This is a genomic window from Vibrio quintilis, from assembly GCF_024529975.1.
In the GTDB taxonomy this organism is placed as follows: Bacteria; Pseudomonadota; Gammaproteobacteria; order Enterobacterales; family Vibrionaceae; genus Vibrio; species Vibrio quintilis.
The window spans coordinates 3,519,829-3,534,056 of record NZ_AP024897.1 but is presented as its reverse complement, the minus strand read 5'-3'; the positions used below and the strand labels follow the sequence as shown (position 1 = coordinate 3,534,056).

Sequence of the window (14,228 nt, the reverse complement as noted above, 5' to 3'; positions counted from 1 at the left end):
AGGGATTTGCAGGAGCTGGTATGGACATCACACTCAGAAAAGCACAGACATCAGATATCGATTTTTTAATCCTGTTAAGGGATGCCACCATGCGACCTTATCTCGAAGATGTTGGTATGCCGACCACACGGGAAGATTATATAAAGCGTATTGAATATGAATTTGACCATGCCCGGATTATCGAATGTGACGGCACTGCCGCAGGGTTGTTTAAAGCCGCTTTTATACATGAACTGAACCAATGGTATATTTTTCAGATTCAGGTCCACCCGCAATATCAGAATCAAACGATTGGCCGGCAGTTAATTCAGTCTCTCATTGATCAAGCACGTCTCAGCGGTGCAGATGTTGGGTTGAGTGTGATTAAAACCAACCCGGCACAAAAGCTTTATGTCAGTCTGGGGTTTGAGTGTATCAGTGAAACTAACGAAGAATACAATATGATGCTGAAAACCGGATGACACTTTGTATCATCGCGGTTTTTATGGCTGCGACAAAAATACCAATATCCGGTGCTATTTTTCGATAAAAATCGTGGTAATGAGCAGAGACAACATCAGAATAAAAGGCCAGTACCACTGCTTAATCCTTGCTCCCTGCTCGTATTCAAACACCCGGACATGAATGCCGGAGGTGTAAACCAGTGCACCAATCGCTGTAAACATGATTTGCAGATAAGCCAGAAAATAGAAGTACTCGATAAAAATGATGCCGTGTGCATTGAGCGCATCCCGTAATGCAACATGAGCGATGATCAGGATGAAGAAGAGTGATGCGCAGTATTGAAGCACAGTCGCGGTACTGAACCCCCATAAGGCTTGTTTTTTTTCATCTTTTGTCCAGAGCCTGAGCATGCAGTAGGTCAGAAAACTGACCACCAGCAAGGGCATGATATGGCTGATGATTGGCCCGGTGATATTCCGCTGAATCACAATATTCAGGTCAAGATTAATCGCAGGCAGGTTATCCAGCAGATGCGCCTGTTCACCGTATCCGGTGAATGCCGCTCTCTGGTAGTTAAAAAAAGTGCGTAACAGTTTCCAGCCGGAAAACTCATCTTTTTGGATTGCCACGCCGGGTCTGGATTCTGGCCGCATCGAATTGTAACTGGAAAACTGCGGAATGAGGATGGTTTCTTTGTCATAAGGTGGTGGCAGTAAGGTCAGCCGGATGATCTCGTTATCAAGCGGAAACGATCCATAATCAAAAGGCTGCTTGATGGTGGCAACAAATTCCCAGACCTGCGTTTTTGGGTAAGAACGCTTTAATGACCAGTTGATACTCTCAACATAATCGATTTGTAAGGGGGGATATTTGCTTTCTCCCGACCAGGAGATGACTTCTCCGATCAGGCTGATTTGATCGGCTTTGAGCAGATCAATGGACTGAATCTCTATCCGGATCGGCTGGACATGCTGCATGGTAATTTTCTGAGCAGAGACTGCGCTGATTTTTTTTAATGCCATCCGGGCACTTTGCTTATCCACCAGCAGAATTTGTCCCTGCGCGAGAGCTTTTGGGGTCAGAGCCTGATACCAGAGTAAGAGCAGGCATGAAAACAGACAAACGGATAAAGCGGTATAGACCCGGTTGGTTGCCTGGTGACTTTGTGTCGGAAAATGATAGGAGGCCAGCAGCGTGACCAGTGCTGCAATCGAAAAAAAAGGGACCATGTCCCAGTACCATTTTGACACACTCCGGTTCAGCCGCAGCTCGTTGGCATCAATGATAAGTGCCAGCCATGCATTCAGCGCATCGACCCGCCTGAGAACCATCCACTGTTCGTGTCCGGTTAACGGATGAATGAATGTAGAGAGTTCCCCCCGTTGCAGCAGCGGAGAAATCGCATTGAGCAACGGATAGCCTTTCGGTGACAACTGGAAAATACTATGGCCGATAATCGACTGATCCGGTGAAGTAATGAGCTTGCCAGTCCCTGAGATCAGCACGCCGAATCCCTGATTCCCCAGATGGAGCTGAAACATTTTGTTGGTCAGTTCATCCAGAGAGAGACTGAGAAAAACCACCCCATCATTGCCATTATTTCGCTGACCATCATACCCAGACCTGAAAGGCATCGAATAGGTGATCAGCCAGGTGCCGGCCTGTTTGTCGAAATAGGGCTCAGTCCACATATTGCCCAGCTCAAGAGGCTGATTGAACCAAACTGTTCTTTCACCTTCTGCTGAGTCAGGTTTGGTGTAGTTATAGCTGTCAGTAATCTGCTGGGATGCGCTGTTGTGGTAATTTTTCTGATAATAAGGTGAATAAAGGGCGGTTTTCCCGGACCAGCGGTTGCGTTTAAATGCAATCCCGCCGCGGAAAACCCCTTCTGTATTTTTTACGGCATCCCGGATTTTTTGCCGGATCTGCTGATCGCTGAGATTTTCCCGGATAATCTGCAACCTGAGCATGCGGGCAAGGCTGGTCAGTGTTTCCAGGCGTTGATTGATTTGCGTGCCGGCCTGAATGCTTTGATAGACTAAATCATGTCTGATTTTTGTATCGATTTGGGTTTGCCACTGAAATTTGAGCAGCAATAATCCGGCGGCGATGAATGCGAAGACCAAACAGGTCCGCCGCAGGTGCTGGGATGTCAGGATGCGGTTAGTCATGATTTATCTCCTGAGCGTGAGCCGGTGTTTCGGACGGGGTTTTATGGAAGTGAATGTGCTTCAGGAAGGTGAATATCAGCTGAATCAGCAGGCCGGACAGAATGAAAATGAAAGTCACCACTCCGTAAACAGGTAGCATAATGCCTGCATGACCGGCAGAGGCGATAAACATATTGGCCGTTGCCAGAATTTCCTTCACACCAATCACTGAGGCCGTTGTTGAGGCCATGAGAATCACAATGAAAAACTGTTTTAGTGCCGCCATAGTGATGGCTTTATGCCCCTGATGTTGCTGGATAAATGCATCGCAGCTGTAACCGATTACCGGAATCGCCAGCGCGACTACTGTTTTGATCAGCGGGGAAAGCTGCCAGTGAAAGCTGAATAACTCCAGATGAGATGGCATGATCATGGTCAGATAGAACAGCAGAACAAAACTGGGTACATTACAGAAGATTGACTGTATCAACCGGGCGATAGGATGAAACCAGCGGCTGGATGTCAGGCTCAGCAGACTGAGTGCCCACCCGATTGGAATACCAACCACAGTCGCTAAAAATGAAATCAACAGGTTATAGGTGAACGCCGGTAATAATAACAGGGTTAAAGAATATAATTCTGAGTGACTCATAGCGGGTCTCCGGGCAATGTTTTGCTCACTACGGTGTGGGCGTAGCGGGCACGGAAAGCAGACATGCAGGATTCAGTTAATACGGTAAATAACATGACTTCGGTGTAATAAAATGCAGCCAGCAGACTCATCAGTAACACAGGTTGTCCGGTACTGGCGACCAGGCTGTTGATCACCAGAACTGCATTCGGAGAGGCAATGACACTTGCCATCCCGGCGGCTTTCGCCAGATTAATCAGGTTGGCTTTGACCCCGGTATAACTTCTGATGTAGCGGTGAATCAGTTTGTTTTCACCGGAAGATGACGCAACGATCAAATTATTGATTCCTGCTGCGGTGTAGAGCGACAGAACGATTAAAGAGATACTGACACCATCGAGAATGGTTTCCTGCCCTGCGTCGTACCAGTATGAGAGTGCTCCGAAATAAACCAGATACAGCATCAGAATGGGTGGAATGGTGCTCTGGATATGGGTGAGAAAAGCGACAATCTTTCCAAACCAGGATGGTGTATATAGTGTCAGGAAAGAGAAAGTGACGGCGATGATGACCGTTATGATCAGTGCGAGTAATGTATAAAATACCGTATGCAGTAAAGACTGAGCCAGCAGTTCGGTGTCAAATTTATCGAACGGCCAGTAGGTGTAGGTTGAGGGGTTCATCAGGCTCAGCGTTGGTTCAAAACAGAGAGCCCGGTTCGTTGCTGAAGGAGAACGGCTGCACACTGGCTGGCCGTTTTCATCCTTGCTCAGCCAAAGCTGATGCTGCTGCTCCAGGTAATGTTGATCCGGCAGGTCCCAGCCTCTGGCCCATGCCAGTAAGTCACCCTGACGGATATGCTGAATCAGAAAGCCGGACAACCACGCAGACAGTGATTTTGAAGCGGTGTCTTTGCGGGTCACCAGTGACCAGTGTGTCGGCAGAATGGTTTCCAGTGGTAACTCGTAGTCTTGCCACTGTGGCATCTGACTCAAATGAAACAAACTACTGTTGTCATAAGCCCATGCCTGACATTTATTGGTGATGAGCGCCAGTTTTACATCCCGGTTACTCATCAGAATAATGGGTTCAATCCGGTAGTTTTGTACCAGGGTTTTATTGAAATAGGCCCCTGCGGTCAGACAGACCGGTTGTCCGATCAGATCAGCCCACAACCGGATATTTTTACTGTAGTGAGCTAGGACGGTGACACCACTGCGAAAGTAATGAGGCAGCACCATATGGACCTGCTGATGTCTTTTCTGGGTATCGCCGACGGTTGCAATCAGCATATCGACGTCATTCTCATTCAGCCTTTGAAACCGGTTGGAACTCGTCACTGTTTTGAATTGCACTTTGACATTCAGCTCTTTGGCAATCTGCCGCCCGATTCCGGGCTCAAATCCCGCGTAGTCATGATCTTTATCCATCATTCCCCAGGGCGGATAATCGGTTTTTACCCCGATCACGATGACGCCTCTCTGGCGAATTTGTTCAAGTAAATTCGCGGCAGCAGCAGAATGAATCCATACACTGAAAAGCAGCGCAAGCAGAAATGAGAGATACTTCATGACCGCCTCCTTGCGACGGCCAGAATACCGTAACCAGCAGAGGCAGGAATCAGCTGGCAAAGACGGTGATCCAGTTTGCTGATGAAAGGGGAGTGAATGACCGTTCGCTCAGGCAGAAAACTTTCGGCAGTAAACTGTTCGAGTTCAAATCCTGCTTTTTCCAGCTCATCTTTCAGTTCACTGTCCCGGTAAAGGTGATAATAAAGGGGGATTTTCCGGCCAGACTGAATGCGGTGATAGGTAATATCCCCGGCGGGATCTTCGGGATGATGACGTTTATTTTTCCATTGATGATACAGAAAACGTCGCTGCCGGTTCGGTACCGACAAAATCAGCCGGCCATGATCCGGATGAAGATGGTCATAAAACCACTTCAACAGCTTGATCCGTTGTTCTTTTCCTTTCAGGTGAGATAAGACGCCAAACAGCAACAACCCGGCATCAATATTGCCGTCACCATCCGTATCCCGGAGAGCATCGTCCAGTTCATCCGGTTGCGTAAACAGTGCAATCCGCTCCTGAAACATACTCAGGTTTATCATGGCTTGTTTAATCGCAACTTCACTGATGTCATAGCCGTATATATGGTGTCGGGTTTGTCTGAGAATCGGGTATAAATAGCGGCCATAACCACACCCATAGTCGAGAATCCGGCACTGTGTGGGCAGCGCAGACAGAACATTAAAGATGATATGCAGTACCCGGGCGTTCGCCTGCGGGTAACGGGTGTTATATAAGCCAATACCGTGGTAGCTATTGTAGGCTTTCGCAGTTTCCGGGATATTTGATGCACTCAAAATTCAGCTCCTTCTCATTGATGCGCGATATTTTTCGTACGCTGACTGCAGACGAAGATCGTAGTGATTGACTGCGTACTCTGGCCCATTGTATTCACGGGCAAATACCGGCCAGTCCAGGGTTTGAATTGCCTGAAGTAAGGTGTGATTTGACTTAATAAAATGAATGACAGCCATCAGATGATTACGCTCGGCGCTCACCATACTGTGCACAAAATTCTGCACATTCTCATAGCCGGCTCTTTGGTAATTGAATCCCATGATTTGGTAACGGCCATAAGAGGCGGATTTCAGCGCAGCAGTACTGTCGAGGGCCATTGCCTGTTTCAGGCGGTGATACTCTTTTTCTCCGCCCAGATACAGGGAGCGATCCCATGTTTCGGAAGAAATGTCCGGGTGGGAGGCATCAAACCCGTGATGGGTGAAACCGGAAAATTTATGTGCTTCAAAAAGAATTTTGGGCAGATCGTTGCTAAAGAACCCGCTGCCTGCGGACTCAACTTCAGAGACAGCCTGAATGGCTGCGGTTTCACACTGCAGGACTTCAGCGGCTGCCTGAAAATCGTCATCGGTCAGCCCTTTTTGTGGTTCAGTCCCTGATGCGAACATTTCCTCGTAGCTGACTTCCGGTTCCAGCGCCATAACGAGAGCTTTATAAGTCCGGCCATGACAGTCAATCCGCTGGTCCGGATGGTGAAACTGACACAGGTTTTGCTGCATCAGGCCGATCGCCTGGCAGGTTGGAGAGTCACTGCTTTCAGTATGAATCTCACCATCTTCCGCAAGCGGTTTGTTCAGCCCGATCTTTTCTGCAATCTGGTTGAGTGCTTTTTGAATATTCAGCACATCGTCAGGTTCATTTTCTGCCCCGGCACCAACTGAGGCGGTCAGGTTGAGGTGTTTCATGATGATTAGTCCCGTTTTTGGTTATCAGAGTGACAAATGAATCCAGGTGATAAATTAACGGGAATGCGCCGGGTTTAATTGGTGGTAAGTATGAAGTTCACGGGGGAATCGGGGCCTGGATCTGTTGATCTTTCGCCAGCCAATAGCGGCAAAAGGGACGTGAAAGGAAATCAGACCCGGGGGTGCTTCTCCGATCTCTGGCGGAACAGACCGGAGAAGCTAAGTGGTTATTCAACCACAATTGAGAAGTGATTATTTTTGATGATAGGTGAGATACTCTTTCGCCTGTTCACTGCCCATATAGCGTCCCAGGGTTTTTTGCGGAACCTGGCGCAGGTCAACGACAATCAGGCCATCGAGTGCATCGTTGAAGTCAGGGTCAACATTGAAACAGACCAGTTTACCGTTCAGGCTCAGGTATTGACGCAACAGGACCGGCACACCTTTCCCTTCATCAATCCGGGCAATCAGGCGTGAGAGTAACTGCAGGTCAGACAAGGCATTGAGCAGTGATTTATGCCAGTCATAATGTTGATTCTTTGGCAGTGGGTTCGTGGGCGAAACCAGCTGTGCCTGTTGTTGATCATAATAATTGACCGAGAGACTTTCCGTCAGAAGCTGACGGGCATCTTCACTATAATCATTACTGATACTGACCGGGCCAAACAAGTGGGTATAATCAGGGTTACGGCTGGTGAAAGTCGCGATCCCTTTCCAGAGTAATAACAGAGAGGTCATGTTGCGCTGGTACTCTCCGGCAACGACAGAACGCCCCATTTCAATACATTTACCCATCTGTTGAATGAATTTCGGATCATAGTTAAACAAAGTACTTGAATACAGCCCGGATAAGCCATGTTTTTCAATCAGATGATCAACAAGGCCGAGACGATAAGCGCCGACCAGCTGTTCATTGTCATGATCCCAGATGAACAGGTGCAGATAATCCCGATCAAATTTGTCAACGTCCAGAGATAATCCGGTGCCTTCACCCACCTGACGGAAATTTTGTTCCCGGACTCTGCCAATTTCATGCATGATGGCAGGAATGGATTCCGGACGGGCGCAGTACACGTCAAATTCATTGTGTGTCAACAGGTGTTCTTCTGCACTTAGCCGCGAAATATCCTGTTTTAAATCTTCAACCGGTAAGCGTCCGGCTATCGGTGGCAGGCTTTGATCGCCAACGTCTTTATTCCGTAGCTGTTTGGTGGCCGGGTTGAGTAAATAGGTATTGAAACGCAGGTAATGTACCAGCTGTTCATCCGTCAGGGATTTCATTTCTTTAAACTGAATCTGCTGGCCGATTGCTATTTCGATCGGTTTGGATGATTTTTTGTTCAGTAATTCACGTCCGAGCATCAGCGTTCTCAGCAGCGGGTGAATTTTTCCGGCCATATAAAATCGTCTGGAATTCTGCCCGTTGATAAATACCGGCACTGAAATCGCCTTGTTTTTTCTGACCAGTTTGCTGACCGACTGGCTCCACTCAATATCCTGCAGGCGCTGTTGTTTGTCTTTGACGAGGTGAGAAACCTCTCCGGCCGGAAAAATCAACAATAATCCACCGTCTGCAAGATGGCGGTGAGCGGCCCGGACGGCAGCCAGATTTGAATTGGGTTTAAATACGTCGACGCCGATGAAAAGGGAATCCAGTTCCGGCACGGTTTTGAGATAATGATTGGCCAGAATCTGTACATCAGAGCGAACCTGAAGCAGAATTTCTGCCAGAATGACACCTTCAACACAACCCAGCGGATGATTCGCAACAATCACAGTCGGGCCAGAAGCTGGAATATGGCCCAGTCCGCCTTTCACAACCTGATAATCAATTCCGAGAATTTCAAGCGTAAATCTTAAGAACTCTCTGGTATCGCAACCTGCGGGGCGCTGTGCATAAAATTTATCGAGCTTACGTAATCCGGTTGCCCACTCAGTAAGGTGTTCACCAAGGCCAAAAGGAGTTTTCCTCGGTAGCCTAAAAGGACTATTTGATAACATATCAACCTCGTTTCAGTCTTCTGCCAGTCATGCTAATCTGGTGATATTTCAATTCTGTTCTCTTTTAATGAGACTTTCATGTCACCCAAGTGACAATATGATGAATAAAACAACGTTTTTTATTATATACAAACGTGAATGAAAGTCGATACTAGTATAGTTGTATATCCAAGCAACCTGAACCCTGCATCTTCAGGTTGCTTGGGTATATATGTGAGGCGCAGATAAATATATCCCTTTTATGCACAATACCGGGTATGCTTATGGTTTGTTATTAACAATCAGTTGATTACCCGTGACCGGTAAAGCAGGTAAGCGCATGTTCTTGGTGCCTGTATCACCGGATACGATCTAACTAACTCGCGGAGTGTTTATCATGTCAGATGAGGCAAATAAAAACGAAAAGGAAGAAAATGGTGCAGGTATGGCGGCTCAGCATTTGCTGAAATCCCGCTCAATCATCATTTCGGGTGAGATCGATCAGAAACTGGCGGAGAAAGTGACAGCACAGTTACTGATTTTGCAGGAAATGGGTGACGAGCCGATCAAGCTGTTTATCAACAGCCAGGGCGGGCATGTTGAAGCAGGTGACACGATTCACGATATGATTCAGTTTGTGAAACCTAAAGTGCTGACAATCGGAACAGGCTGGGTTGCCAGCGCCGGAATCACGATTTATCTGGGCGCAGAAAAGCAGGATCGCTACACGTTGCCAAATACCCGTTTTATGATTCATCAGCCTTTAGGGGGCGTTCAGGGCCGGGTATCAGATATTGAGATTGAAGCGAATGAGTTACTCAGAGCCCGTGAAAGAATCAATAAGCTGATTAGTGATGCGACCGGGCAGCCGCTGGAAAAAGTAGCGCAGGATACCGACCGTAACTACTGGATGAGCCCGGAACAGGCGATTGAATACGGTATTGCGACGCATCTGATCTCAAGCTGGAATGACCTTGAAGTGTCGTAGTATCAGGTGGTGATTCTCATCTTTGTTCAAAAGGCCTGAGATATTCAGGCCTTTTTTATCTCTGAGTGAATGATTGTCGTATCGTCTGCAGCTTCTGCTCAGGCAATGCCGTAGGATTTAGACAGCGCGATAAACTGCCGTACCGGCTCACTTAACGATGTCTTATTCCATGACAGGACCACCCGGCTGGATAACGGCATGTCACTGACCGGAATGATTCTGCTATGTCCGCTGAGATGCTCTGTCAGAGACTGGGGAACCAGCGCAATACCAATCCCTGCCAGTGCCATAGAAACCGTGGCACGGAGCTGAGGCGCACTGATATTGCTCTTCGGTTTAATATCAAAATTGTCTAAGGCCTGATGCAGGGCATCGAACAGACCCGGACCTGTTTCTCTGGGAAACACGACCAGTTCCTGATCTTTGAGTTGATGAAGTGACAACTGATGATGATGACTCAGCGGGTTTGATTCCGGTAACACAGCGACAAACGGGTCGTCAAATAATTCCCATTTTTCAAGTTTTTCACTGGCATAACAGGGCAAACGCAGAAACGCAATATCCACCTGTTTATCCAGTAAATTATCGACCAGCTGGGGCATTGGGACTTCAGACGGAATAATTTGAATATCCGGATGGCGGGACTGAAACCTGTGTACCAGCGTCAGTACTTTTTCCAGCATGCCGGTTGATGTGGCAAATCCCAGCTTGATTTTATTAATTTCCCCTCTGGCGACCTGCTGCACTTTGTTCACGGCTTCATCGACTGAAGATAAAATCCGGACTGCATGCGGATAAAGCGTCTCTCCGGCCGGCGTCAGTTCGACACCCCGGGTGAGCCGGATGAACAGGGGGGCCCCCACTTCATGCTCCAGTTTTTTTATCTGTTGACTGAGCGGAGGCTGGGCTATGCCCAGTCTTTCTGCGGCCCGGGTAAAGTGTTTAGTTTCTGCGACAGCCACAAAATACTTCAGATAACGAAGTTCCATATTTTTTCCGTATCGAAATTAATCTAATTTATATTGGATTCAGACGCCCTTAGAAGTCAATGTATTTATACATTAACTTGCATAGAAGCGGGGAGAAAGTAATGAGTAGATTAACAGCACAGGTCTGTGATTGTCCGGTTCACGTGGCGAATGCCTTTCAACGTTATCATCAGGAAACCGGAGAAGGTGAAATATATCAGACCTCACTCATGAGCGCTTTAATTGCGGGAGTTTATGAAGGTACGACCACAATCAAAGAGCTCCTTGAACATGGTGATTTCGGACTGGGTACATTTAATCAGCTGGACGGAGAACTGATCGCTTTTGACAGCGAAGTGTTTCAGCTGAAATCAGATGGTTCAGCCAACCGCGCGCAGCATGATCAATGTACACCATTTGCTGTGATGACGTATTTCAAACCTGAAATCGAACTGCCTTTGCTGCGTCCTGTCAGCAGAGAACAAATCCATCAGATCGTGAATGAATTCGCACCGAGTCAGAACCTTTTCTGTGCGGTGCGGATTGATGGTGAATTTAATTTTGTCCGGACAAGAACGGTTCCGAAACAGGAACGCCCTTACCGGCCAATGGTTGAAGTGGTTGAAGAGCAGCCAACGTTTACTTTTGAAAAAGCAAAAGGGGTTGTGGTGGGCTTTCGTACACCAGAGTACTTCACCGGTATTAATGTTCCGGGATATCACGAGCATTTCATTACTGACGACCGGCTCGGGGGCGGACATATTCAGGAGTATCAGGTGAAGTCAGGCAAGATTCAGATTGGCCGGGTTTCGAGGCTGTTTATCGATACACCAACCACGGTCGATTTTCTGGATGCAAATCTGAACCCTGATGACATTCAGGCCGCAATAGAGAAAACCGAGCAATAGCCTTCCCTGGCAAAAACGAAGTGTTGTAAACACACAATAAACCAATAAACCAATAAACCAATAAACCAATAAACCAATAAACCAATAAATACAATATTACAGATAATCAATGAGGTTGCCGCTATGAAATCATCAACCGTACATAAAATGCATGAAGCTCAGCCAGAAGTATCAATCAACGGAGCTCAGCTGATTGCGCGTCAGTTAGAACAACAAGGCACAAAATTCATTTTTGGTATTCCCGGCGCAAAAATTGACCGGCTCTTCGACGCGATTGAAGATACCAACATTCAGATGATACCGGTGCGTCACGAAGCCAATGGTGCATTTATGGCCGGTGTTGTCGGACGTTTAACCGGAAAAGCTGGTGTCACGATGGTGACTTCCGGGCCGGGATGCGGCAATTTGCTTTCAGGTCTGGCAACGGCAACATCAGAAGGTGATCCGCTGGTTGCTATTGGCGGTGCAGTAAAACGTGCAGATAAAGAAAAACTGACTCACCAGAGCATGGATACCGTGAATATTTTTCGTCCGGTCACTAAGTTCAGTGCTGAAATTCAGCATGTGGATGCCGCTGGTGAAGTGATGGCAAATGCCTTCCGGGCTGCGGAATATGGCAGAGCCGGGGCTTCTTTCGTCAGTTTGCCACAGGATGTTCTGGGCGATATGACATCCAATGAAATGATTGTACCGAATCACCAGCCGGTTTTAGGTGCTGCCGATCAGGATGCCATCCTTGATGCGGTTAAAGAGATTGATAAGGCGAAACGTTGTGTGGTTTTACTCGGTCTGCAGGCCAGCCGTCCGGAAAATGCATCCGCCATTGGTCGTTTCCTTGACAAAACTCAGTTGCCGGTTGTCGGGACTTATCAGGCTGCTGGTGCAGTTGATATCAGTTATTACAACCGTTTTGGCGGCCGGATCGGATTATTCAATAATCAGCCGGGTGATTTGCTGTTGGCGGATGCCGACTTAATCCTGACCATTGGTTACAGCCCGATTGAGTATGATCCTGAGTTATGGAATCAGCAACATACACCGGTTGTTCATCTGGATGTGATGGCTGCTGATTTTGATCGCTGCTATCAGCCTTGTGTTGAAGTGATTGGACATATTTCCAGAACACTGGACATCATGACGGAAAGGCTGGGCGATAAAAGTCAGCTGTCACTGACTGCCAGTACCATTCTGGGTGAGGTTGCCCAGCAGCGCCAGCTCATTACCAGTTACGCCTCTAAATCATATCTGGATGGATTCCATCCGCTGGAAGTGCTGAAAGCGATGCAGGCTGTGATTACGCCGGATACCACTTTGTGTCTGGATATGGGAAGTTTTCACATCTGGATTGCCCGTTATCTGAGCTGCTTCCGGGCACGTCAGATGCTGATTTCGAATGGTCAGCAAACCATGGGTGTCGCACTGCCCTGGGGCATTGGTGCGAGCCTGTTGAATCCCGGACAGAAAGTGATTTCAGTCTCAGGTGATGGCGGATTCATGCAATCCAGTATGGAGCTTGAAACGGCCGTGCGCCTGAAAAGTAACATCGTGCACATTATCTGGGTTGATAATGGTTACAACATGGTCGCGATTCAGGAGCTGAAGAAATATCAGCGTCATGCCTGTGTTGATTTCGGCCCGATTGATTTCAAAGCTTATGCAGATTCTTTTGGTGCAAAAGGCATGGCGGTGACTGAGCCTTCTATGTTGATGCCGGTTCTGCGTGAAGCGATGGAGGCTGAAGGTCCGGTTGTTGTTGCAATACCGGTTGATTATAAAGATAACCACAAATTAATGGCGCCAAGAAAAGTCGGCAGTCTTGATTCTGTATTCAGTTAAGAGATGTGATGTACGTTGTTTTTGAGAATGTCCATATGATTCACAAAAAGTGACGTGGCAGGGAGAATAGTCAATGAAAGGTATTGAGGGTAAAACAGCACTTGTGACGGGTGCTGCAAATGGGATTGGTGCTGCAATTGCCCGCAGACTGTATACCGAAGGTGCAACACTGATTTTAGTTGACTGGAATCAGGAACAGCTGGAGCAAACTGCGCAGCAGTTTGATGCGGATAAGATCATGACACTGAAAGTGGATGTTTCTGATCCACAACAGGTTGAGACCATGGTCACTGAAGGGGTAAATCGTTTTGGCCGGCTGGATATTCTGGTAAATAACGCGGGTGTTCACATTCCGGGGACTGTATTGGAAACAAGTGTTGAAGACTGGAAGAAAATCTCTGGTGTCGACATTGACGGCGTCGTTTACTGTTCAAAATTTGCTTTGCCGGAACTGCTTAAAACCAAAGGTTGTATTGTTAATACAGCCTCCGTTTCCGGATTAGGGGGTGACTGGGGGGCTGCATTTTACTGTGCAGCGAAAGGGGCGGTTGTGAACCTGACCCGTGCGATGGCGCTGGATCATGGTGAAGCCGGGGTGCGGATTAACGCCGTGTGCCCGAGCCTGGTGAAAACCAATATGACCAATGGCTGGCCTCAGGAAATCCGGGATAAGTTTAATGAAAGAATCGCCCTTGGGCGTGCAGCAGAGCCGGATGAAATCGCCTCTGTTGTGACCTTTTTAGTCAGCGATGACGCTTCCTTCCTCACCGGAGTGAATTTACCGGTTGATGGCGGGGCAACCGCTTCAGATGGACAACCTAAGATTGTCTGATTGATAAGTCATATAAATAATATACCTGCCTGAGACGAGGGGAGCTCTTCGAACCTCTCGTCTCTTTTTTCACTGTTTCCCAATTGACCACTCTTCTTTGACACATGGCGGCGAAAAATTTCTTTTTGAAATGGAACTCAGCTCTGTAAAACGTCATGATTTATTGTTCATTTACTTTACTTGACAATCGTTTACCTTCATTTACTGCCTGAAATCT

The 14,228-nt window shown here is 47.6% G+C and carries 12 protein-coding genes; 5 read left to right on the top strand and 7 right to left on the bottom strand.

The features are described 5' to 3' along the window. Nucleotides 1-20: 20 nt before the first annotated feature. The gene (locus OC443_RS16125) at nucleotides 21-461 is read left to right on the top strand and encodes a GNAT family N-acetyltransferase (protein WP_073583053.1); all 441 of its coding nucleotides are present in this window, start codon (nucleotides 21-23) and stop codon (nucleotides 459-461) included. A 54-nt stretch (nucleotides 462-515) separates the two neighbouring features. On the opposite strand, the gene OC443_RS16120 is transcribed toward OC443_RS16125, so the two are convergent. From OC443_RS16120 to OC443_RS16095, 6 genes are all read right to left on the bottom strand, one after another. Then, a complete protein-coding gene (locus OC443_RS16120) occupies nucleotides 516-2,615 on the bottom strand; it encodes a PDC sensor domain-containing protein (protein ID WP_073583051.1) in 2,100 nt (699 codons plus the stop codon). Beyond that, nucleotides 2,608-3,246, bottom strand: coding sequence for a hypothetical protein (locus tag OC443_RS16115; protein ID WP_073583049.1), 639 nt, complete (start codon nucleotides 3,244-3,246; stop codon nucleotides 2,608-2,610). Before OC443_RS16115 ends, OC443_RS16120 begins: the two co-directional genes overlap by 8 nt. After that, nucleotides 3,243-4,796, bottom strand: a complete 1,554-nt coding sequence (locus tag OC443_RS16110) for a transporter substrate-binding domain-containing protein (RefSeq protein ID WP_073583047.1) — start codon at nucleotides 4,794-4,796, stop codon at nucleotides 3,243-3,245. The genes OC443_RS16115 and OC443_RS16110 overlap by 4 nt, the downstream gene beginning before the upstream one ends. Beyond that, nucleotides 4,793-5,593, bottom strand: coding sequence for a class I SAM-dependent methyltransferase (locus OC443_RS16105; protein WP_073583045.1), 801 nt, complete (start codon nucleotides 5,591-5,593; stop codon nucleotides 4,793-4,795). The genes OC443_RS16110 and OC443_RS16105 overlap by 4 nt, the downstream gene beginning before the upstream one ends. Before the next feature lie 3 nt (nucleotides 5,594-5,596). Then, on the bottom strand, nucleotides 5,597-6,499 hold the full coding sequence (locus tag OC443_RS16100) for an N-acetylmuramidase family protein (protein WP_073583043.1): 903 nt from the start codon (nucleotides 6,497-6,499) through the stop codon (nucleotides 5,597-5,599). A 252-nt stretch (nucleotides 6,500-6,751) separates the two neighbouring features. Further along, complete coding sequence (locus tag OC443_RS16095) at nucleotides 6,752-8,500, bottom strand: lysophospholipid acyltransferase family protein (protein WP_073583041.1); 1,749 nt, start codon at nucleotides 8,498-8,500, stop codon at nucleotides 6,752-6,754. 376 nt (nucleotides 8,501-8,876) lie between these two features. Between OC443_RS16095 and OC443_RS16090 the strand changes: the two genes are divergently transcribed. Further along, a complete protein-coding gene (locus OC443_RS16090) occupies nucleotides 8,877-9,467 on the top strand; it encodes an ATP-dependent Clp protease proteolytic subunit (protein WP_073583039.1) in 591 nt (196 codons plus the stop codon). A 98-nt stretch (nucleotides 9,468-9,565) separates the two neighbouring features. Here OC443_RS16090 and OC443_RS16085 read toward each other — a convergent pair whose 3' ends face one another. Continuing rightward, nucleotides 9,566-10,456, bottom strand: a complete 891-nt coding sequence (locus OC443_RS16085) for a LysR family transcriptional regulator (protein WP_073583037.1) — start codon at nucleotides 10,454-10,456, stop codon at nucleotides 9,566-9,568. Between the two features lie 101 nt (nucleotides 10,457-10,557). Here OC443_RS16085 and budA point away from each other — a divergent pair, with 101 nt between their 5' ends. From budA to OC443_RS16070, 3 genes are all read left to right on the top strand, one after another. Next, the gene (budA, locus tag OC443_RS16080; protein WP_073583035.1) at nucleotides 10,558-11,343 is read left to right on the top strand and encodes an acetolactate decarboxylase; all 786 of its coding nucleotides are present in this window, start codon (nucleotides 10,558-10,560) and stop codon (nucleotides 11,341-11,343) included. 123 nt (nucleotides 11,344-11,466) lie between these two features. Continuing rightward, nucleotides 11,467-13,179 carry an acetolactate synthase AlsS gene (gene alsS / locus OC443_RS16075; protein WP_073583033.1) on the top strand — a complete coding sequence of 571 codons (1,713 nt, stop codon included), beginning with the start codon at nucleotides 11,467-11,469 and terminating at the stop codon, nucleotides 13,177-13,179. A gap of 73 nt (nucleotides 13,180-13,252) precedes the next feature. After that, nucleotides 13,253-14,011: an SDR family NAD(P)-dependent oxidoreductase gene (locus tag OC443_RS16070; RefSeq protein WP_073583031.1), complete on the top strand. Its 759-nt coding sequence runs from the start codon at nucleotides 13,253-13,255 to the stop codon at nucleotides 14,009-14,011. Nucleotides 14,012-14,228: the final 217 nt, after the last annotated feature.